The sequence below is a fragment of the Pseudomonas sp. TE12508 genome, assembly GCF_056279485.1.
In genome coordinates this window covers 215,718-236,262 of sequence record NZ_JBWCCN010000007.1, presented here as the reverse complement: position 1 = coordinate 236,262, position 20,545 = coordinate 215,718, and the positions used below count along the sequence as shown (strand labels likewise).

At 54.1% G+C, this 20,545-nt stretch carries 16 protein-coding genes and 3 pseudogenes; 6 read left to right on the top strand and 13 right to left on the bottom strand.

What is annotated here, in order from left to right:
* The first annotated feature begins 14 nt into the window (after positions 1–14).
* On the top strand, positions 15–956 hold the full coding sequence (locus tag ACZ9IM_RS12020; protein WP_476223997.1) for an acetaldehyde dehydrogenase (acetylating): 942 nt from the start codon (positions 15–17) through the stop codon (positions 954–956).
* A 10-nt stretch (positions 957–966) separates the two neighbouring features.
* Positions 967–1,998, top strand: a complete 1,032-nt coding sequence (gene dmpG / locus ACZ9IM_RS12015; RefSeq protein WP_476223996.1) for a 4-hydroxy-2-oxovalerate aldolase — start codon at positions 967–969, stop codon at positions 1,996–1,998.
* Positions 1,999–2,193: 195 nt separating this feature from the next.
* On the opposite strand, the gene ACZ9IM_RS12010 is transcribed toward dmpG, so the two are convergent.
* The 3 genes from ACZ9IM_RS12010 to galB are packed head-to-tail and all read right to left on the bottom strand — an operon-like array spanning position 2,194 to position 4,716.
* Positions 2,194–3,267 carry a 4-oxalomesaconate tautomerase gene (locus ACZ9IM_RS12010; protein ID WP_476223995.1) on the bottom strand — a complete coding sequence of 358 codons (1,074 nt, stop codon included), beginning with the start codon at positions 3,265–3,267 and terminating at the stop codon, positions 2,194–2,196.
* Position 3,268: 1 nt separating this feature from the next.
* Positions 3,269–3,985, bottom strand: coding sequence for a 4-carboxy-4-hydroxy-2-oxoadipate aldolase/oxaloacetate decarboxylase (locus ACZ9IM_RS12005; RefSeq protein WP_476223994.1), 717 nt, complete (start codon positions 3,983–3,985; stop codon positions 3,269–3,271).
* Positions 3,982–4,716, bottom strand: a complete 735-nt coding sequence (gene galB / locus ACZ9IM_RS12000; protein WP_476223993.1) for a 4-oxalmesaconate hydratase — start codon at positions 4,714–4,716, stop codon at positions 3,982–3,984. Before galB ends, ACZ9IM_RS12005 begins: the two co-directional genes overlap by 4 nt.
* Positions 4,717–4,873: 157 nt before the next feature.
* Here galB and ACZ9IM_RS11995 point away from each other — a divergent pair, with 157 nt between their 5' ends.
* The gene (locus ACZ9IM_RS11995) at positions 4,874–6,079 is read left to right on the top strand and encodes a LysR family transcriptional regulator (RefSeq protein WP_476223992.1); all 1,206 of its coding nucleotides are present in this window, start codon (positions 4,874–4,876) and stop codon (positions 6,077–6,079) included.
* A 134-nt stretch (positions 6,080–6,213) separates the two neighbouring features.
* Here the strand turns inward: ACZ9IM_RS11995 and ACZ9IM_RS11990 are convergent, their stop codons facing one another.
* The 6 genes and pseudogenes from ACZ9IM_RS11990 to ACZ9IM_RS11965 all read right to left on the bottom strand — a co-directional run.
* Positions 6,214–7,461: an OprD family porin gene (locus ACZ9IM_RS11990; protein ID WP_476223991.1), complete on the bottom strand. Its 1,248-nt coding sequence runs from the start codon at positions 7,459–7,461 to the stop codon at positions 6,214–6,216.
* Positions 7,462–7,584: 123 nt separating this feature from the next.
* Complete coding sequence (locus tag ACZ9IM_RS11985; RefSeq protein WP_476223990.1) at positions 7,585–8,847, bottom strand: gallate dioxygenase; 1,263 nt, start codon at positions 8,845–8,847, stop codon at positions 7,585–7,587.
* Between the two features lie 25 nt (positions 8,848–8,872).
* Positions 8,873–10,210, bottom strand: coding sequence for an MFS transporter (locus tag ACZ9IM_RS11980; protein ID WP_476223989.1), 1,338 nt, complete (start codon positions 10,208–10,210; stop codon positions 8,873–8,875).
* Between the two features lie 274 nt (positions 10,211–10,484).
* The gene (locus tag ACZ9IM_RS11975; protein ID WP_476223988.1) at positions 10,485–10,850 is read right to left on the bottom strand and encodes an avidin-fold protein; all 366 of its coding nucleotides are present in this window, start codon (positions 10,848–10,850) and stop codon (positions 10,485–10,487) included.
* Between the two features lie 314 nt (positions 10,851–11,164).
* Positions 11,165–11,389, bottom strand: a pseudogene (locus ACZ9IM_RS11970) (group II intron reverse transcriptase/maturase); the annotation flags it as partial.
* 141 nt (positions 11,390–11,530) lie between these two features.
* Positions 11,531–11,707 (bottom strand): annotated as a pseudogene (locus ACZ9IM_RS11965) (DNA-binding protein); the annotation flags it as partial.
* 127 nt (positions 11,708–11,834) lie between these two features.
* Here ACZ9IM_RS11965 and ACZ9IM_RS11960 point away from each other — a divergent pair.
* A pseudogene (locus ACZ9IM_RS11960) lies at positions 11,835–12,957 on the top strand (site-specific integrase).
* A gap of 227 nt (positions 12,958–13,184) precedes the next feature.
* Here ACZ9IM_RS11960 and ACZ9IM_RS11955 read toward each other — a convergent pair.
* The 4 genes from ACZ9IM_RS11955 to ACZ9IM_RS11940 are packed head-to-tail and all read right to left on the bottom strand — an operon-like array spanning position 13,185 to position 18,025.
* Complete coding sequence (locus ACZ9IM_RS11955) at positions 13,185–14,519, bottom strand: hypothetical protein (protein WP_476223987.1); 1,335 nt, start codon at positions 14,517–14,519, stop codon at positions 13,185–13,187.
* A complete protein-coding gene (locus ACZ9IM_RS11950) occupies positions 14,519–15,460 on the bottom strand; it encodes an ATP-binding protein (protein WP_476223986.1) in 942 nt (313 codons plus the stop codon). Before ACZ9IM_RS11950 ends, ACZ9IM_RS11955 begins: the two co-directional genes overlap by 1 nt.
* 11 nt (positions 15,461–15,471) lie before the next feature.
* Positions 15,472–17,373 carry a Mu transposase C-terminal domain-containing protein gene (locus ACZ9IM_RS11945; RefSeq protein WP_476223985.1) on the bottom strand — a complete coding sequence of 634 codons (1,902 nt, stop codon included), beginning with the start codon at positions 17,371–17,373 and terminating at the stop codon, positions 15,472–15,474.
* A gap of 1 nt (position 17,374) precedes the next feature.
* The gene (locus tag ACZ9IM_RS11940) at positions 17,375–18,025 is read right to left on the bottom strand and encodes a hypothetical protein (RefSeq protein WP_476223984.1); all 651 of its coding nucleotides are present in this window, start codon (positions 18,023–18,025) and stop codon (positions 17,375–17,377) included.
* A 1,045-nt stretch (positions 18,026–19,070) separates the two neighbouring features.
* Between ACZ9IM_RS11940 and ACZ9IM_RS11935 the strand changes: the two genes are divergently transcribed.
* Positions 19,071–19,301, top strand: a complete 231-nt coding sequence (locus tag ACZ9IM_RS11935) for a BPSL0761 family protein (RefSeq protein ID WP_476223983.1) — start codon at positions 19,071–19,073, stop codon at positions 19,299–19,301.
* Positions 19,302–20,137: 836 nt separating this feature from the next.
* Positions 20,138–20,464, top strand: coding sequence for a hypothetical protein (locus ACZ9IM_RS11930; protein ID WP_476223982.1), 327 nt, complete (start codon positions 20,138–20,140; stop codon positions 20,462–20,464).
* Positions 20,465–20,545 lie beyond the last annotated feature (81 nt).

Genomic DNA, 20,545 nt, shown 5'->3' with positions numbered 1-20,545 from the left:
GTGAGATTGCACCCATGAGCAATACCAAACTCAAGGTCGCCATTATCGGCTCCGGCAATATTGGCACCGATCTAATGATCAAGATCCTACGCAACGCCAAACACCTGGAAATGGCGGTCATGGTCGGAATCGACCCGGCTTCCGATGGCCTCGCCCGTGCTCAGCGCATGGGAGTCGCCACCACCCATGAGGGGGTAAAAGGACTGATCGCGATGGCACAATTCGCCGATATCGATTTCGTCTTCGATGCCACCTCCGCTGGTGCCCATGTACACAACGACGCTTTGCTGCGCGCGGCCAAACCCGGTATCCGCCTGATCGACCTGACTCCAGCCGCCATTGGCCCGTATTGCGTGCCGGTAGTGAACCTGGAACAGAACCTCGGTCAGCTCAACGTCAACATGGTCACCTGTGGCGGTCAGGCGACTATCCCGATGGTCGCAGCGGTGTCGCGTGTGGCCAAAGTGCATTACGCCGAAATCATCGCATCTATTGCCAGCAAATCCGCCGGCCCGGGTACTCGCGCCAATATCGACGAGTTCACCGAAACCACGTCAAAGGCCATTGAGGTTATTGGCGGCGCGGCCAAAGGCAAAGCGATCATCATCATGAACCCGGCCGAGCCGCCGCTGATGATGCGCGATACGGTGTTCGTGCTGTCTGAAGCGGCCGACCAAGCTGAAGTGGAGGCATCCATCGAAGAAATGTCTGCTGCGGTAGAAGCATATGTGCCGGGCTATCGGCTGAAGCAGAAGGTGCAGTTCGATGTCATACCTGAAGACGCACCGCTAAACATTCCGGGCCTTGGTCAATTCTCCGGTCTCAAGACTTCGGTGTTCCTCGAAGTCGAAGGCGCCGCCCATTACCTGCCAGCCTACGCCGGCAACCTCGACATCATGACCTCCGCTGCTTTGGCCGCAGCCGAGCGCATGGCTCAGTCGATGCTCAACGCCTGAGGAGATAACCATGACCTTCAATCCCGCGAAAAAACTCTACATTTCCGATGTCACGCTGCGTGACGGCAGCCATGCGATTCGCCACCAGTACTCGTTGCAGAATGTGCAGGACATCGCCCGCGCCCTGGACAAGGCCAGGGTCGATTCGATCGAGGTCGCCCATGGCGACGGCCTGCAAGGCTCCAGCTTCAACTACGGCTTCGCCGCGCACACCGACCTTGAGTGGATCGAAGCCGCCGCCGATGTCATCAGCCACGCCAAGATCACCACCTTGCTACTGCCCGGCATCGGCACCGTACATGACCTCAAGGCCGCCTACGATGCCGGTGCCCGGGTGGTGCGGATCGCCACTCACTGCACCGAGGCGGACGTGTCCAAACAACACATCCAATACGCCCGCGAGCTGGGCATGGATACGGTCGGCTTTCTGATGATGAGCCACATGATCGGCCCCGAGCAATTAGCCGCGCAGGCCAAGCTAATGGAGAGCTATGGCGCAACTTGCGTGTACATGGCCGACTCCGGTGGCGCGATGAACATGCAGGATGTGCGCGAGCGATTCCGTGCCTTCAAGGCCGTGCTCAAATCGGAAACCGAGACCGGCATGCACGCCCACCACAACCTCAGCCTAGGGGTGGCCAACTCCATCACGGCCGTCGAGGAAGGTTGCGATCGTATTGACGCGAGCCTGGCCGGTATGGGCGCCGGCGCCGGCAACGCGCCGCTGGAGGTATTCATCGCCGCCGCCGAACGTCTGGGCTGGAATCACGGCACCGATCTCTACACCTTGATGGACGCCGCCGACGACATCGTCCGCCCCTTACAGGATCGTCCGGTACGGGTCGATCGCGAAACCCTGGCTCTGGGTTATGCCGGGGTTTACTCCAGCTTCCTGCGCCACGCCGAAGTCGCTGCCGCCAAATACGGCCTCAAGACTCTGGACATCCTGGTCGAATTGGGTAGGCGGCGCATGGTCGGCGGGCAGGAAGACATGATTGTTGATGTTGCTCTGGATCTTCTCGGCCAGCGAGGCTCGCATTAAGAAAGCCACGCAACCCCGCTGAGCCTGCTACGGGACATCGCGCTATGTAAGTAAAAATGTGCACCTCAAGGTGCACATTTTTTACTGCGGCGTGCGTCGCTTGCAAAAAAACGAATAGCGCCATTGATATGTCTGGTATACACCGTCGAAGGCAAACGAGTCATGAAGAGCATTCAACATCCTTAGTGCGGTTTATCACCCCCAGAGACTATTCGGCACGCACACAACTCCATCGAACAGCAACCGGGCCGTGCGAATCAGCCCACAACCCGTGAGTTGACCATCTTGTAGATGCAGCTCCACGGTAAATTCGCCCGTCGGATGCTCAACCGACAGCCGTTTCACTTCGCCCTCACCGACACAGGCCAGGTTCGTCGTTACGCTTCCCTTGATCAAGCAGGCAGCCGCCACACTGACAGCCCCGAATACACCGATGCTGGTGTGGCAACGATGCGGAATAAAGGTCCGTGTGCTGAGTGCCCCACCTGCTTGTGCGCGTGCAATCAAACACATTTTTGGCACGTTGCGTTGGCTCACATCGCCCAGATTCATGCGTGGTCCGGCTTGCAAGCGGATCGATTCAAGTCGGGCCTTGAGTTCCCTGTCGGCATCCAGTTGTTCAGGGGTCTCGTAGCCGCTGCAGCCGAGTTCTTCAGCACGGATTAGAACGACCGGCATGCCGTTGTCGACGCAGGTCACTTCGACGCCATCGAAAATATCGTGCGCGTTGCCGGTCGGCAGCAGCGCACCGCAACTGGAGCCGGCGACATCCTCGAACTCGACGATCAAAGGCGCAGCATGTCCTGGCACCCCATCGATCCGTGTATCACCCGAATAGCGGACGACGCCATTGGGCGTGGGTACATGAGCCACCGCGATCTGCCCGGTGTTTTCCATGAAAATCCGCACAGGAGTGACATCGCCCTTCACTGTCACCAGTCCACGTTCTATGGCAAACGGGCCTACGCCGGCCAGGATATTGCCGCAGTTCTGACCGTAATCGACCCGCGGTTCTTCGACCAGAACTTGCGCGAACAGGTAATCGATATCGGCCCCGGTGCGCGCGGAAGGTTTGATGATTGCGACCTTGCTGGTCAGCGAGTCACCGCCACCAATGCCATCGATCTGACGCTCGTCCGGCGAGCCCATGACCGCCAGCAACACCCGATCTCGAAGCGCCGGTTGCTCAGGCAAGTCGCTGGCAAGGAAGTAGGCCCCTTTCGAGGTGCCCCCGCGCATTAACAGGCAGGGAATACGTGTCTGCTCCATGTCAGTCTCCGAGCTCGTCGAGACTGTCGACATAGCGCAAACCCTTTTCAGCCAGACGCGAGCGCATGTTGTAAATGTCGAGGCCCAAATCCCCCTTGGCCAGGCGCAGGGCTTTCTGCCCTTCCAGATCGGCGCGTGCGCGGCTGGCTTCGACGACTTGCGGGACTTCGCTGCGACGCACAACGACCACACCGTCATCATCGGCTACCACCACATCGCCCGGATGGACCAACTGACCGCCACACACCAGCGGCAGGTTGACCGAGCCGAGGGTTTCCTTGATCGTGCCCTGGGCACTGATTGCCCGAGACCAGACCGGAAACCCCATCTCGCGTAGGGAGTGGGTGTCACGCACGCCCGCGTCAATCACCAGAGCACGCACCCCGTGGGCCTTGAGTGAAGTCGCCAACAGATCGCCGAAGTAGCCATCGGAGCAGGGTGAACTGGGGGCTACCACAAGGATATCGCCGGGGCGGCATTGCTCCACGGCAACATGGAACATCCAGTTATCGCCCGGCGCGACCAACACAGTGACTGCCGTGCCGCTAGTGGCCGTCCCCTGCTGAATTGGCGTGATAGAAGACGCCAGCAGACCTTTGCGTCCCTGTGCTTCATGAATCGTCGCTACACCGAAGCGCTTCAGCTCATCGACCAGGGCAGCCTCGGCCCTGGGGATGTTGCACACGACGATGCCGGTTTTTCCAATGAGTTCACTCATGCCAGGTTCTCCGTGACCCGCGGGAAAATGCTCTGGTAGCCCTCGCCGTAAACGATGTTGCGGGTGGAAGTGATACCAACGTTGCGTTTGGCTTGCACGCCGCGCTGCAGGGCAACACGGGTGTAGTACTCCCACAGATGTTCCTGGCCGGCCATGCACTGGATGGCCGCGTACTTCTTGTCCCAGACATCGCTGATGTCCAGCAGCACATCAGGGCGCCATTCGCATTGTTCGGGCTGATGCGGTTCGAAGCTGTACACCGGCGGCGCACCGACGATTTTCTCACCCGGTTTGTAGCCTTCGGCCTGGGCGATGATGCGTGCCTCTTGCGTCAGGTTCATGGCCAGCGGATGGTCGTAGTTGTAAGGATCTCTCAGCGAGTGGCTGAGGACGAATTCTGGCTGGACTCGACGAAATACATCGGCCAAACGGAACAGGGTTTCCTTGTCGGCGCGCATCGGGTAATCGCCGATGTCGAAGAACTCGACGCTGGCGCCCAGAATATCGGCGGCGGCCTGGGCCTCTTCGCGACGAGCAGCTTTGACTGTGTCTTCGCTCATCTCGCCTTTGCGCCACAGCTTGGCGGATTCGCCGCGCTCGCCGAACGACAGGCAGACGATGTGCACGTTGTAGCCCTGTTGCGCATGCAGCGCGATGGCACCGCCGGCACGCCAGACGAAATCGGCAGAATGTGCGCTGACGACCAGCGCGTTTTTAGGTGACTCGATCATTGCGGGTGCTCCTCCTGCGTTTCGAAAGAGCATCGCACCGTGACCCGCCACCGGAGTAATGCGTTCGAGTGTTCGAGGTATGCGTTTTTTTTATTGCCACTCCATTAGCCCAGAGGCATAGTCCGGCTGAACCGCCAACCTGCAGAGCCTGAGCCCCATGGAATCCAGTGAACTTCCCAGCCTGATGCATGTGCGGGCCTTCGTCCGGGTGGCCGATCATGGGAGCGTTTCCAAGGCGTCTGTGGCCTTGTATCGGGCTCAATCGGTGGTGACCCGGGCGATTTCCGAACTGGAGGCCCGGCTGAATGTGCCGCTGTTCGAGCGGCACGCCAACGGTATGCGATTGACCGACTTTGGCGAACGCTTATTGCCCCGGGCTCGGCGCGTACTGACAGAACTGGAAACCGTGCCGAAGCTATTGGGTTCAGGGGAAAAACAGGTGGTCGAGCCACTCTATCTGTTCCAGGTCAGGCGCCTGCAAGTGTTCGTCAAACTCTGCGAAACACACCACATGCAGACCGTGGCCAGCCTCTTGGGCCTGAGCCAGCCTGCCATCAGCTCGACCCTCAAAGTGCTGGAAAGTGGTTGCGGTCAAACACTCTTCGAGCGCACGCCCCGCGGATTGCAGCCGACCCGTGCCAGCCATGAAATCCTGTTCCCGATCCGCCGCGCGCTAAACGAGCTGCGGTATATCGAAACCGACATCACTGCCATCCGGGGTGCCTTGCAAGGCGTGGTGCATGTCGGCGCCCTGCCCCTGGGCCGCACACGCATCTTGCCCGAAGCCATCGTGCGGCTGATGGACGAGCATCCGGGCATTCAGGTCATCACCAACGAGAGCCCGTTCGACCTGCTGGCCACCGAACTGCGCGCGGGCGATGTGGATTTCATTTTCGGCGCTTTGCGCTCGGCAGCGTATGCCAGCGACCTCGTCGGCGAGGCGCTGCTTACGGAAGAAATGGTGGTCCTGGCGCGACGTGATCATCCGCTTTGTGCTAAGACCGACCTGCTGGATGAACTCGGCCGTGCCCGATGGGTGCTGCCCCGCGCGGGCTCGCCGGCCCGTCAGATGCTCGACGAGTGCTTTACCGGGTTCGGTATCGCAACGCCTCGACCCGTGGTGGAAAGTGGCGACATGGCGGTCATTCGCGGGCTGCTGTTGCGCTCGGACATGCTCGCAGCAGTATCCGCCCATCAGTTGGAGCAGGAAATTGCTTCCGGCGAATTGTGCATCCTGCCGCTGGAATTAAAGCAGACCACTCGAGCCATCGGCCTGACCTACCGCAACGGCTGCCTACATTCGCCGGTCGCTCAAGCGCTGATGGACATGATCCGTCGGGTGATCCGCGAGCAATCCGCTTAGGTCAGTCAGCAAATTGTGATGTAACCGGGAAATGGCTATCGCGAGCAAGTTCGCTCCTACAATGGATGTCCAGCGCATACGGATTTCGTGAACGGCGACGATCAAATGTGGGAGCAAGCCTGTTCGCGATGGCGTTAGAACAAGCTGATCGGATAGCTGACGATCAGGCGATTTTCATCAAACTCGTTGCTGCTGTAATCCCGGCGAATGCTGGAGTTGCGCAGGCGCATGTTGAGGTTCTTGAAACTCCCGCTCTGCACCGTGTAAGCTAGCTCGGATTCACGCCCCCACTCCTCGCCGTCGCTAACCGTGGCCGTATGTACGTTGTCACCGCTGATGTAGCGGTTCATCAGGATCAGGCCAGGCACACCGAGGGCGGCGAAGTTGTAGTCATGCCGCAGCTGCCAGGATTTTTCCCGAGCGTTGTCATAGCTGTTGTTGTAGCTGTCATTGGCCAGTGTGCCGCCGCTGGTGCCATTGACCCGCATCCACGCATCATCACCGCTGAGTTTTTGCAGACCGACGTAAAAGGTGTTGCCGCCGTAACGGGCTGAGAGCAATGCCGATAACGTGCGGTTGTCCAGATCGCCGGCGCGGGCGCTGCCGTCTTCGCGGCCCCAGAAGTAACCGAGATTCGCGCCCAGGGTCCAGGCGCCCAGCGGCTGGCTGTGAACCAGTTGCAGGTATTTCTGCTGGTAAATGTCTTTCAGTTGCGCGTTCCACGCGCCGATCATCGTGCGTTTTTCGTTGAAGCTGTATTCGCCGCCGACAAAGTTGAAACGGTCGGAGGTGAACGCCGTTTTGCCCTGCATGAACATGTCTTCCATGCTCGCATCGTTGCGTGGACTGTTCTGGCGGAACTGGCCGCCATACAGGGTCAGGCCGTCGATATCCTTCGAGGTGATTTGCCCGCCGCGGAAGGTTTGCGGCAGCGAACGACCGTCGTCGGAACGCAGGATCGGCAGCACCGGCATCCACTCACCGACCTTCAGTTCGGTTTTCCCCACTTTCATTTTTCCGGCGACCGCCAGACGGCCGAAGTCATCAGCAGGACGTCCATCGCCATCGATCGGCAACAACTGAGTCCCGCCAGTGCCTTTACCGCCATCGAGCTTGACCGAGTAAAGCCCCAAGGCATCCACCCCGAAGCCGACCGGCCCCTGAGTGAAACCGGACCTGGCGTCGAGAATGAAACTCTGCGTCCACTCCTCCGCCCTGCCCTGTGGGTAGGCCGGGTTGGTGAAATTGCGGTTTATGTAGAAGTTGCGAAGATTGAGGTTGGCGCTGGCATCTTCGACGAAACCGACGGCCGGGGCCTCCAGAGGTAGCACGGAAGCGATGGCCAGCGTGAAGACGACGCGGGGGTTGGCGGTGATTTTCATTGTTATTGTTATCCGTTTTTTGGGTAAAGAAATCCGCTGCCCCCAGAAGTACCGGGCTCAGTGAGGTCAATCAAAGGTATTGCGATGGCGGCCCGCGACGAGCCGCCGAAGACTGTCGAGGCGTTAGCGCGGCGCTTTGCCCACCACCGAGTACAACACCTGCTGGTTCCGGGTTTTCATGAATTCCTCCAGGCTTTGCCCGCGCATCGCGGCGTAGACCTGCAGATTGGGAATCCCCAGGACGGCGGCGAGCTTTTCCAGGACGAAGAAGATCGCGCCGTAGTGAATCAACCCGCGCCAATCGCGACGTCGCAGCAGATCGCGTTCCTCTTCACTCAGTCCGCCTTCATCGAACAGCGTCTCGGGCGCATCGAGAAAGCGCTGACGCCACTCGGGTTCGATCATGCGGTGCAGAAACTTGTTGAGGCGATAACCCTTGGCGCTGCGCTCCAGCGTGAACGGATACGTGCCCTCGAGTTTCTCGATTCCGGCCAACTGATGCTGCATGTGCTGCAAGTGCCGTGCGTTGAGCTCGGCAGGAACCGGCCGATCCTGGTTCTCCAATAGCAAGGTTGCAATGCCGGTCATCGACGGCAAGTAGTAATCCTGATGCAGGTTTTTCACCGCGGCCGACAACGCGCCGCGCATGATCAGCCAGGTGATCACTTCCGAGCCCTCCAGCCCGCCCAGGGTCGCATATTCGGCCAAGGTCATTTCGGTCAGGCGCACCGGGTCGTTGACCAGCAGATCGATGAACTGCTGATCCCACTGCGGGTTATTGAAGCCGCAGCGCTCGCCATGCACCTGATGGGACACACCACCAGTGGCGACAATGGCTACCTTCAGATCCTCGGGGTAGCTTTCGATCGCCCGGCGTAGCGCCAGTCCCAACTTGTAGCAACGCAACGCGCTGGGCACCGGGAACTGCAGCACGCCAACCTGAAGCGGCACGATTTCCACCGGCCACTGTGGCTCGCAAGGCAACAGCGCCGACATCGGCGAGAAGAAGCCGTGGTCCAGCGGTTTGTCACGAAAGAAACTCATGTCGAATTCATCGGCCATCAGGCTTTCGCCGATGTGCCGCGACAGTGCCGCGTGGCCACCAATGCCCGGTAGCTCGCGGGGATTGCCGCCTTCGTCAGCGACTTCGTAACGCTCATCGACCCCGAGGGAGAACGCGCCGTAGTGGTCGAAGAAAAACGACGTCACATGGTCGTTGAAAATGTAGAACAGCACATCGGGCTGTTGCTCTTTCAACCAGACCTTGATCGGTTCGAAGCCTTCGAAAATCGGCGCCCAGGCAGCCTCGTTCTGTTTATCGTGATCGACGGCGAAGCCGATAGTGGGTGTGTGGGATACAGCGAGGCCACCGATGATGCGTGCCATGACTAGTTCCTTTGTTCGAAGTAGATTATTGCGTCAGCAAGGCCTGGTTCACACGACGCCGCGCATGACCATTGGCCAGGATCGCCAGCGCAGCGATGAAGGCCGGCACGCTCAACATGGCGAACAGCAACGGCAGGCCCAGCCCGAGGCTGAGCACCGCGCCACCGATGAGAGAACCAAAGATAGCCCCGAAACGACCGATGCCCAGCATCCAGCTGACCCCTGTGGCGCGGAAATCGGTCGGGTAGTAGCCGGGAGCAAAGGCGTTGAGACCGGTCTGCGCGCCGCTCATGCAGAAGCCCGCCGCCACCACGCCGAACGCCAGCAGGCTCGACTCCAGACTGAAGGCACCGAGCAGCAGGATGAAGGCGCCGCCCAGCGCATAAGAAGTGGCGATGACGGCGTTGGGATTACGTCGATCCATGGCCCAGCCGACCACGATCGCCCCGACCGTGCCGCCGATCTGGAACAGACCAGTGATGGTCGCCGCCCGTTCGATGGACAGGCCACCTTCGCGCAGCAGCGTCGGCATCCAGCCCATGGTCAGGTAGATCACCAGCAGGCCCATAAAGTAGGTCAACCAGAGTGCGAGGGTGCCGAAGCGGTAGCGTTCGGTGAACAACATGCGCAGCGGTGCTTTTTGCTGAGCCTGGGGCTCGGTCATGATGAATTTTGTGGCAGCCGTAAAGGTCCCGCCCAGTTTGTTCAGCACCTTGGCGATCTGGCTGGCTGGCGCATTGTGAGCCGCCAGAAAGCGTGCCGATTCGGGCAACAACAGCCACATGAAAGGCAGCAGCAACAACGGCAGGATCCCACCAGCGAGCAACACCGACTGCCAGCCATGATTGGGAATCAGCCACGCGGCCAGAAAACCGCCCAATCCCGAGCCCATGTTGAAACCGGTGAACATGAGGGTGATGAACAACGAGCGATTACGCTCAGGCAGGTATTCGGACAGCAGCGTAGTGGTGTTGGGCAATGCGGCTCCCAGCGCAATGCCGGTCAGCAAGCGCAATGCCGCCAATTCGTAAGGGTTACGGGCGAACGCACACGCCAGGCTCAATACGCTAAAACCCGTCACGGCCATCAGCAACACCTTCTTGCGGCCCAAACGGTCAGCATAAGGACCCGCCGTCAAGGCACCGATGGCCAGACCGACCATGCCAGCACTCATCACCGGACCAAAGGCAGCTTTGGAAAGCCCCCACTCCTGAATCAGCGAAGGGGCGATAAACCCCATGACTGCGACGTCAAAGCCATCGAACAGCACAATGAAAAAACACAGGCCCATGATCAGCCACTGGTATCGGGCAACCGGCCGGTTGTCGATCCACGCTTTGATATCGACCGTTTCGTTACTCATATTCTTACCTTCTTATTTTTGTATTAGTTCCGACCGGCTTGGGAATGGATGCAGGCCAAGAGGCCGCTCGACAGTCGAGCGTTGGGTATAACTCTAAGGCTGCGGGGGGGCACCCCGCCTCTGGGAAATCTTTAAGCAGGTATCGGTTTTTTTTATCGGGTGTTTTTTGAGTGGACGAATCAGATATCAGCGCAAGCCTTAGTGCCAGCATCAGCAGGATGCTGAAGTCATGAGGCGCAAGTTCTTCGATCTGTAATCTAATAATCCTTAGCCGCTATGCGGCAAGCTCGACGTAGCTAGACTCCCCTCCTCCAGTCGCGCCCGACAACCAACCCCATACGAAGGTCAGAGTGGTACGTCCAGCGTGATCAACGCCTACCGTGCCACGAGACCAGCCGGCAAGAATCTCGCCATCCGTAGTTAAGCACTGATAAAGAAGCTCAATGGTATCGGGGCCTGTCGCGCGCCCGACTTGATTCCCCATGCGAATTCGGCCGCCTTGGTAAGAGCCCGAAATAGCATTTTCCTCGACATGATAGTGAAATACTGTGCCTGCACCGGATAGCCCGTGGGTGTTGTTCGCTACCGTAAATCGGCGATTGTGCAGACGATCGCTGATTTGAGAAAAGAGAGTTTCCATAAATGACGCGTCCTTTAGTCGATATGTTCCATTTCAGTCTTCGATATAAGCCATTTTGTCGCGACTGATGAAGGCATTGCTTTGACTATCTCTGGAGCTTGGCACTGGACTACGTGCAGTCAGTTGCATTTCAAGCGGCCTGCGCACTGGTATTCGAAGGTTGTGCACAACCCAATGGCTATACCGAGCCGCTGCTGCATAAATTCCGGCTGGCGTTCAAAAAGTCGAGGACGTAGATCGAGGGTTGAGTAGAAGGCGGACTTACATCCGCCGTCCTCTCACACCGCCGTACGTACGGTTCCGTATACGGCGGTTCAGGTTACACCGCTAAGCCGGTTTATCGTATCCAGTATCGAGACCAGTCCGAGTTGATCCCACAGCTTCTTTGGTAGTGCCTGATTCATATGTGGCGCTCCCGAGTTCCACCACGTCCCCAACCCATTGCTCGCTGACTTCAAGGCGCAGGCTTCGTCCAGCCCCAAACGCATGAGGTTACGCGCCCTCGTTGACTGCTTCCATTGATGCCAAACGACACAGCGCCGGCCTGCACCACCGCGACGTGCTGGCGAGCCTGTGCTGCGTCCTAGCGCGCCTGATCCTCGGCCGCGGCGACTCCGGACGTGCTCGGTCGCCAGCTCCTGACGCTGCTCGGCCAGGGCCTCTTCGGTGACTCCCTGCGCTAGGTTGATCACCTGCTGCCAGCCTCTGCAAGACCTCGGCCGGCAACGCTGGCAGACGAGGCGTTCGACCAAGCGCGCCCACCATTGACCCAGAAAGCCGTCGACGCGCGCTGGTCTACCGCGACCCAGCTCCAGACGCACGCGCTCGGCCGTCGGTCGCTCGCCACGGGTCAACACGGCATCGGCGGCTGCAAAGACGTTGGTTTCCGGGCCCCCCGAGGGCTATGCCCTGCTGCTCCCTTAATTGGGTCTGATAATGGAATGTTATCCGCCGTTATTTTCCGACTGCTGAAATTTCAGTCCGATGAACCTACTCAATAACACCGATCAGTTAGCGCTGGTCGACGCAACGCCCCTCGACCCGCATGTCCTGGCGCTCAACACGCAAGAAGCCGCGGCGGCGTTCATCGCTGCCGGAACCGCGGCCAATACGGTGCGCAGTTACTGCAGCGCCCTCGCCTACTGGTCGGCGTGGCTGCAGTTGCGTTACGGTCTGCCGCTGGGCGATGCGCCGCTCCCCGCTACCGTGGCGGTGCAGTTCGTCCTCGATCACTTGGCCCGGCCATTGGCCGACGGCAGTTGGGCACACCTGCTGCCACCGTCGATAGACGCGGCACTCGTCACCGCGCGGACCAAAGCCAAGCTGGGACCATTGACGTTCAACACGGTCAACCATCGGCTGGCCGTACTGGGCAAATGGCACCGGATCAATGAGTGGGACAGTCCGACCGACGCGGCGGCGCTGAAGACCTTGCTGCGCGAGGCACGTAAAGCGCAGTCGCGCCAGGGCGTGATGGTGCGCAAGAAAAACCGCGATCGTGCTCGAGCCATTGCAGGCGCTGCTGGCTACTTGCACAGACGGGGTGCGCGGGGTGCGCGATCGCGCCCTGCTGCTGGCCTTGAGTGGCGGCGGCCGGCGGCGTTCGGAAGTAGTCGGCTTGCAAGTAAGTGATGTGCGCAGATTGGATGCCACCACTTGGCTGTATGCTTTAGGCGCGACCAAGACAAAGACCGGCGGCGTGCGCCGTGAGAAACCCCTGCGCGGCCCCGCAGCCCAGGCCCTAACCGCCTGGTTGGCGGTGGCTCCCGCCGACACCGGCCCACTGTTTCGCCGGCTGTATAAAGGCGGCAAAGTCGGGGCCACAGGATTGTCGGGGGATCAAGTGGCGCGCATCGTTAAGCGCCGGGCAAAATTGGCTGGCTTGGAGGGTGGCTGGGCCGCACACAGTTTAAGATCCGGCTTTGTCACTGAGGCCGGACGCCAGGGGGTGCCGCTCGGCGAAGTCATGGCCATGACCGAACACCGCAGCGTCGCCACGCTGATGGGGTATTTCCAGGCTGGATCACTTCTAGCAAGCAAAGCGACCGAACTTTTAACTCGCTCGAATCCGCCCAGTGATGATGATAACCCTGAGCAGCGAGGCTAGATAGCCAACTCTCAATCAGGGTAAGCATATGCAACGCACTCTCATGATCAGGTTGGCTTCTACGTGTGAGGAGATAAAGGTTTTGGGGGGGCATCTGACGCATCTGGATACAGATCGGTATCAGCTTGGCAAAACCGGACAGTGTCTTGCTGGCACTTATTTCCTAAGAAGCGACGCTTAGCCGCCGGACCAATTTAGCTGCGGGAAAAATAAGAAATTTTCTAAAGTTAGACAATCATCTGCGCCCTCGGCAGACAGTGAGGTTCAATATTACTTTTGGGGAAATTTACAAAAATTGGCCCTCCGGACTCATGGCGATAAACCTCAAGACTAGCGTTCGCAGATGTGCACACATTTCGAAACGCATAACTAGACTTCCTTATATAAACAGGAAAATGATTATCCGCTGAAAACTCCCTTGTTGGACGAATTAATATGAGAAAATTTGCTTGCTGGTAAACTTGAAACTGTAGCCGCCCAAGAATGGACAAAAAAAGGATGTTTAATTCTCGGTGATGATTGCCACGACCGAAGGGACTTATTACGGATCCTGCCCACTCAAAACCTGAATCGAGTGCGCAGACGCTACCTGCGACCGGCCAATCTCTATAAGCAATTTTTATGCGAAGCAGGATGTAAGCCAACGCCACAGAGCATAATTTTACTTGTCTAAAACAACCATTAGGAAAACCAGTCAATTCATTCGCACGCTTTAGGCATTCCCGATGCTTGCTGAGATAACGGTACTCAATGAGTTCCAAGCTACTTTCTAAAGAATGCGACCTAATAACGCTGTTGTCAAACGAGTCACGATCAGGATTGAACCCCGAATGAAACACCCATAATATCTGTTGATTATCATCCAGTAGATTCGCGCATCTTTCGGGGCTTCGTATCCCGGAGGCGCGCTCAAACGGTCCGGTCAATTTTTTTCGCGAAATCGCGGAGCTGTAATAATCTGAATAATAAGGCGCACGCACCTGATCAAAATATTGAATTTTAGAATACCAAGCCGCTTGCTGCTCCCCAGCAGAGCGTAATGCCTTAATAAGATTTCGATTTCGGCGCATGTTAATTTCCTTGAACAACCCTATATCCTCAAAGCCGCACTTATCACAATGAGTTAGCAGTCTCGGAATGGGTTCAAGAAAGCGAAAACCATAAAAGTAAATTTCAGTACAAGCACAACAGGCCACAGACAGGCGACATTTATGCAAGACGCAAAAATCATGAGTTTTTATAATATTAAAAACAGAATGATATCCAAATTTTATACAGTCCGGGCAAAATGCAAATTCTTGCGTCAGTTTTCGCAAGCCCTCTGGAGGTGCAAAATCAAAGGGAAGATGATTGTTGAATTCAGGAACTAAAAGTTCGAGCTCCGTGGCCTTCTTGAGCCGGTACCAGTTATTGATAAAGCGAGAATTCAGATTAAGGTTAAGGTTGTTTGCAATTTTACTTAGCTTAGGAAATTCCACGAAATTAGCATGTGAAAACTTAATTAAAACAGAAAACATAGACTCGTACGGGAGTGGACCGCCAGCTGGGTAATACCAGTTCATTATTTATCACCTGTTGTGATGCTACGGCAAAATTCTTTAAAATTACTTTCTGCTATGGCTTCATGAATCAAATCCGCAGGCACTGTTAACCTGGCATTATCTTGGTGACTTAGTATTAAAAACAGATATGCAACAGTTTGCGTAACGTGCTCCATCGGTAAATTCCCCACATACTTGCCGACTGCCAACTTTGACATTTCTCGCCATATATCATCAGACAAGTCTTCCAGTCTGAATCCATTGGCATACGCGATCGGCAATACATCTTTAGTAAAGCTATCGGACGATATGTCAGGAAATGGTTGGTCCGTATCATAAAGGGATAATATGGTCGCCAAGCTCATTTTGTTGGTTACTCCATAAAGTGGTTTTACCTCACTCAAAAACCTTCCTATGATGTGCCTGTCATCGTTTTGAAGGAATTCAATTATTTTCCCTTCTATTGACGGCATTGCAAACGAAATAACAGTTAGCGTGATACGATAGCCCCTTAACTTGTTGTATATGTCGGCTAGCTGCTGAAAGTCCGCGGAAGACAATCGTTGCAATTCATCAATGAGCATCACTATTTGATTTGCATTTGCGGAAGCCGCCCGCAACTTTAGTCTTTCAACCAGTATCGCCTGTCTTTGTATGAAAGGAGTCCTGGGAGGTAATTTTATTTCCTCCAGATCAATCAATTGATGAATTATTGATGCTCGGTGTACATCTTTATCTTTGTTTGACGCAGGCATCATAAACGCATACACATGCCTAAAACGTTTGGGTATTTCGTCCATAAGTGCTTCGCAGCATCTAGTTTTCCCTATGCGAGGCTCACCAGTAAAAACAATTCCCGTTTTGCGCATCATCACCTTAAAGCAAGCATTTTGAACTACAGCCATCAAAGTAGGTGTCATCAAGCGATATTCTTTACTTAAGATAGGATGTTCAAAGTCCATGCTGTTAATCCTCAATCAAACAAACCGAGTTTTTTCCAACGTTCGGAATTCGCATCAGTTTTGGGGCTTGGGGAATCATCGGATTCACTGTCCCTTGGTAATCTCTGCGGGTCTTCTACAGTTGATTCGTTAAGCATGCGTTTCAGTTCACGATTATTGCTGGGGCTGGAGTTTCCCCTTAAATGTTTTTGCCACGCCAGCACAGGAGCCTGGCCTTCAGCAATCTCGAATTCTCGCTTTGATAAAGCTCGATTTACAAGTTTTCTCGTGGTAACGCTGTGTGGGGTTTGACGCCAAGCTGCTTCGACCGTAAGGGTTGAGAAATAGATTCCATTAGCTAAATACGCTTCTACATATCGGTAATCGTTAGGTTGTATGCGAACAATTAACTTCTGACCAATCAAGTGGGCAGCGCTGGCTAAGTCCGGGCTTGTATATATAGCCTGATCTAACTTGATGCGAGGCCTGATGCCTTTTTCAATGCTGCCTGTGACCGTGGCTATCTTTGTCATACTGCCCAAAGATAGAGCGTTAAGATAAATCGCCGATGAAGATGGTATTACAGCGCTATAGACCAAACAATATTGACGAAGTATCTCGAGAGGGCTATTGGCTTTGTTTTTTCCACCTTGGGGCACGCCATTGTAGTTTGCCGTATAGACATCCATCACCTCAATCGCCTCATCTACATCTATTTGGTAATGGACGGCAGCCTTTTCTGGAGCTTCGGCACGACCATCTTGTGGATTGCTACCCGTTGTTGAATCAATCTGATGCATAACCTTGCTTGCAATGCGTTTAAAAAGACGTTCTACATTTGGGCGCCTTGCAGGCTGACCCAAAGGGCCAAAGTTTAATGAAAAACCCAAGTCGTAGAGTGCCAGTTCGTAAACCTTGTCTGCATGATGCTGCATTGCATTGTCTAGGCAGACACCTCCCCAAGTATGGTATTTGAGCCATGGAACGGAGTAACTTGGCATCCCGGAGGCCTCGCTATACTTAAGATCTCGTACTGTCAGATGCAGACGAGGAGACCAGGTTCCGGCGTAAGCTTCACAAATGAGGTCAACCAAATCCTGAGATCTGATCTGACTTGAAAAAACAAATTTTATTGCGAGAATCGCATTACTTGATCTACAAATAGCTGCGATTAGCCAAATTCGACTGATCACGTCTTTCGTTTTTATCCGTCTGTCCCCACTGATATTAAGAACAAAAAAAGCATCGACATAATACGAGTCGATTTCAATCAAATCATACACATCAAAATTTTCGATCAGCGGCATCTCACCGGTGCCCACCTTGCTATGTATAAGCGAAGTTACACCGCCGGTGGCCAGGGCAGCTTGTTGAAAATTACTTTGCAAAAGATCGCCTATATATTTAGTAATCGTCCTACGTGCGCCCCGTGGCTGGTTAAATGGCCAATCATTATTTGTTACCCCCTCGCCTTTACATATATCGTAGAATAAATTGCATAGCTGCCTTTTTTCATATGGCCGTCCATGCCCATATTTATGATCTAGGCGCAACACATCTTCTAAAAACTTGTCAACGATTTTTGGATGTTTGCTCAACGTATAACTGAGAGCGCCCGTTAAACCACCCTGCTGTTCGCTACCTTTTGCGGCTAATGCTTTGCGCCTCTGGTATGGATTGATGCGAGCATGAGGAATTAATGCCGCTTCTCCGCAAAAAATTCCGTTTTCATTAATTTGTGCGTAACGCTTAAATAGTCGCGTAAGCTCACTTTCGGGAATGTTGGTAATCCTGTTTATTTCCCTGCCCACGCATCCCTCAAGCTTTAGCTCGATAGCTTGTTTCCTGCGAAGAAATACAGATCTATCGCCAGCACTAAGCAACGCTGAGTCAACCCGAACGAAGCCTATGTTGTCCCTACGGACCTTGGTCATATTATTCTTCATCAACCCACCACCAAGTATCTAAGGAAAAAAAGGTGGTTTCAAAATCAACATGCATCAGTCCTTTGGCATGCATTTGACAAAACACCAATAAGCAGAGTTTACTATCATATGAGCTTACGGCTGACATGTATCCGCGCAAATTTCCTTGACGCATAGTCAACACATGCCGTTTTGCATCTTCGTATAAACCAACTGGGATATATAAGTCACGGTTTCCGCTCAAAAAACTGGAAACTTTTAGAAGTGGGAGAACTTTCGATTTATTAGGAAGCCAATAGTCATCATTGAATTCTAAATATCGATATCTAAATTTTTCTGCCGCACTAACCTTTTCAGTGAGGTCAGCGGAAACACCGCTTACGCGTAGGAAATGAAGTTCGACAGGCCCAAGCACTGGTCTAACAATGAAGTGGTAGGCCATACATTCGGGAACTCCACTTTCGTGTTCATTATCGGAATCAGGGCGGAGACCAAAGTCAATTACAGATGGGTTGAATTCTAGATGTAGAAGCCAGTGTGCTAGTTGGCGATCGCTTCCAAGTAGCAGAATTTTTCCGGTTTTATAGCTATAGGTTGCCCATAGATTGCCGAAATACTTACCGCGCTTTGTAAAATATGAGGTTTTGCTTTTTTTAGGCATAGCCACTCCCCAGATGGGTCGTGGGCTGCTGATCCTTCTCTCAATTCCTTATGCTGGGGCCACCCGGATAGTCCATAAAAGGCAGGATAGCACTCCTTCACTATCTTTCAAGTCCCCCGGGCACTACAACGAAATCATGGAGTAGGGAGTAAGAGCTTCTCAGTAGAGTGTGCCCAACCAATCATGCGTAGTGACCACAGTCGACAGCAGGTCCGCAAATTACCCGGCCGGTAATCCCAGACCCGAATCGAAAACGGAATAGTGAGCGTATTCATACTCTTCCCCCTCTCACTTTTCAGATGGCATGACAATCCCAGAGGATCAGAGCCATAAGCGCAGTGGACGTTGACCTCCCACTGTGCTGTTAACCGTCGCTGATCGCTCGAGGGGTAAGGACCACCTTATATTTGAATTTCAGAAAGCTATTCGCGCCGGTATCAGCTTTTCACCCATTGTTTTTTGGGCGAAGCAATTTGTTCGGATATTTGTATTCCATCGCTAAAATCCCACTATAGTTGGAATGCGCTTTTGTCCTATTTCAGGCCGCTCGTAGCAATGAAGTGTCCTAGTGCGCGAGTGCGTTATCGACACGAGCTCTGGGGTCGTCTATGGGATATAGGATGAATGCGCGTGAATTTATAGAGCGTAACTATCAGGCGTCTGGCGATAATAGCCTGCCCGAATTTACATTTTTTCGGACTCTGAGTGATTCAGCATCTGAAAACTCATTAATAAAATTATTAAAAAATATTGAAGTTGAATCTCTAAACTCTTCGTAACCCACTATTTTTGATGATTTTTTAAATATTCGATGATTTTATATTTCTTCTTCGCGGTACTCATCAACCTGTAGCGCTCCGAACTAAATCTGTGTTTTTTTGCGAAGTAAAGATGTGAATTCGAGACCCTGTCCTATTAATGAATAATTAGTTCACGTATCTCAGTCACAAGAAAAATACTCCTATCTTGCAGCTTCGCTGCAGATGGACAGCGTGCTGCTTTGGAGAGAGACTGTCTGTGTGACTCGTCCTGTGTGTGCCAATTTATGACAATGCCCAGTGAGCGTTCTCGTGCGGTTCTGCAGACGCGTAAGTTTTTAATTGAAATTTCTCACGACAAAACGCTGCCCGATCGAGTGCGATCTGATGCAAAGCACTTGTTACGTCATTTTCCTACGGTTGATGACATGATCCTGGCTGGGAGAATTGAGGAGTATAGAGAGCTGCTCTCGAGGGATCTTGTCGAACCGGTTTTCAGTTCAATGATTGACGGCTAAATAATAATGAAAACAGAATCGGATAAATCTTTGTCACTTGCTTTCGAGGCGCAAGCGAAGTGCTTGGGAGGTACTGTGTCAAATAACCAACGCAGGTTTATGAAATCTGCCATTGAGAAAGGTAGAAAAATGGAGCCGATCGGCCCCATGGCAGGATCTAAAAAGCCATAGGTCTTGCATTCACATCGCCCTCGCCCTTAGTGCCAAAGCCCCAGAGCGTATGCTGAGCGGCGAATTCTAATCCGCCATTGTCCAAGCGGATGGAGTGTCGGCAAACGTCGCATGCGACATTCGTGACAGCCTCGATCTTGACGCGTCCAGTGAAGAACTCCGAACTAAAAAGTTGAAAACTAGATTACTAACTTTTTAAAAAAACGGTTTCCGTATTTTCGGGAAACTGAATCGCCCCTGTTTCGTAGACACAACGGAATGGCTGTTTTTGGCCGATTCTGTTGAAAAAGTCGGTCCTTCCAGACTGCCTGTATACCGACCGCTGAAATCGCCTTTTTTGAGCTCCGCTACGCGAAATCGGAGCCCGGAATCCTCTGCTCAAAGTAAAGATTTCAATCTCAAGCGCGTACTTTTCTGCCGTAGAAACCATGGCTGACATTTTCAACAGAATCGGCCGTTCTCTGCCGGTCATGGTCACGAAGCGTGATGGTCAAATCCGATGCAAATGACTGTCAGGTCGAATGCAAATGGGTGGGCAAGTCTGTGCAATTACCCAGTCATGCAGCTTTTAGCAACGACTCAGCCACTAGCTGCGTTGTCACACTGCCAGTCGACTGCACCTGTATGCTGATTCTTCATTTGGAACGGCTGGTTGGGAGGTAGTGATGAAAATTACCGGTAAGGTCGAAATCGAATCCGTCATGGATGTAATGTGCGACGTCTGCCAGCTCTCCACCCGGGTGAAAAGTGGCGGGCTTCAATTCGCCACGCTACAGGCACACTGGGGGTATGGCACGAAACATGATGGCGAGCGCTACGAGCTGCACTTGTGTGAAGACTGCTTCTTTCAGGCTGTTGCTAATCTCAAGCAGGAACGGCGTACTCAGAGTCTGCTCAGCGATGACGGACGCGCGGATACGGCTATTGTCGGCGATGATTTCGGTCTGATTGCTAAAGATGATTTCTTTAACGACTCCCTTACGAGCGAATGATATTGATCGACCAGCTGACTTCAACCTCAGTACAGATCTCGAACGAACTCGCGACCGACAGCTATCGGCCGATTTTGTTGA

What these genes read in the sequence shown, in the direction of transcription:
- ACZ9IM_RS12020 (WP_476223997.1), top strand. Translation starts at nt 15, where the DNA reads ATGAGCAATACCAAACTCAAGGTCGCCATTATCGGCTCCGGCAATATT.
- dmpG (WP_476223996.1), top strand. Translation starts at nt 967, where the DNA reads ATGACCTTCAATCCCGCGAAAAAACTCTACATTTCCGATGTCACGCTG.
- ACZ9IM_RS12010 (WP_476223995.1), bottom strand. Translation starts at nt 3,267, where the DNA reads ATGGAGCAGACACGTATTCCCTGCCTGTTAATGCGCGGGGGCACCTCG.
- ACZ9IM_RS12005 (WP_476223994.1), bottom strand. Translation starts at nt 3,985, where the DNA reads ATGAGTGAACTCATTGGAAAAACCGGCATCGTCGTGTGCAACATCCCC.
- galB (WP_476223993.1), bottom strand. Translation starts at nt 4,716, where the DNA reads ATGATCGAGTCACCTAAAAACGCGCTGGTCGTCAGCGCACATTCTGCC.
- ACZ9IM_RS11995 (WP_476223992.1), top strand. Translation starts at nt 4,874, where the DNA reads ATGGAATCCAGTGAACTTCCCAGCCTGATGCATGTGCGGGCCTTCGTC.
- ACZ9IM_RS11990 (WP_476223991.1), bottom strand. Translation starts at nt 7,461, where the DNA reads ATGAAAATCACCGCCAACCCCCGCGTCGTCTTCACGCTGGCCATCGCT.
- ACZ9IM_RS11985 (WP_476223990.1), bottom strand. Translation starts at nt 8,847, where the DNA reads ATGGCACGCATCATCGGTGGCCTCGCTGTATCCCACACACCCACTATC.
- ACZ9IM_RS11980 (WP_476223989.1), bottom strand. Translation starts at nt 10,210, where the DNA reads ATGAGTAACGAAACGGTCGATATCAAAGCGTGGATCGACAACCGGCCG.
- ACZ9IM_RS11975 (WP_476223988.1), bottom strand. Translation starts at nt 10,850, where the DNA reads ATGGAAACTCTCTTTTCTCAAATCAGCGATCGTCTGCACAATCGCCGA.
- ACZ9IM_RS11955 (WP_476223987.1), bottom strand. Translation starts at nt 14,519, where the DNA reads ATGAACTGGTATTACCCAGCTGGCGGTCCACTCCCGTACGAGTCTATG.
- ACZ9IM_RS11950 (WP_476223986.1), bottom strand. Translation starts at nt 15,460, where the DNA reads ATGGACTTTGAACATCCTATCTTAAGTAAAGAATATCGCTTGATGACA.
- ACZ9IM_RS11945 (WP_476223985.1), bottom strand. Translation starts at nt 17,373, where the DNA reads ATGACCAAGGTCCGTAGGGACAACATAGGCTTCGTTCGGGTTGACTCA.
- ACZ9IM_RS11940 (WP_476223984.1), bottom strand. Translation starts at nt 18,025, where the DNA reads ATGCCTAAAAAAAGCAAAACCTCATATTTTACAAAGCGCGGTAAGTAT.
- ACZ9IM_RS11935 (WP_476223983.1), top strand. Translation starts at nt 19,071, where the DNA reads ATGACAATGCCCAGTGAGCGTTCTCGTGCGGTTCTGCAGACGCGTAAG.
- ACZ9IM_RS11930 (WP_476223982.1), top strand. Translation starts at nt 20,138, where the DNA reads ATGAAAATTACCGGTAAGGTCGAAATCGAATCCGTCATGGATGTAATG.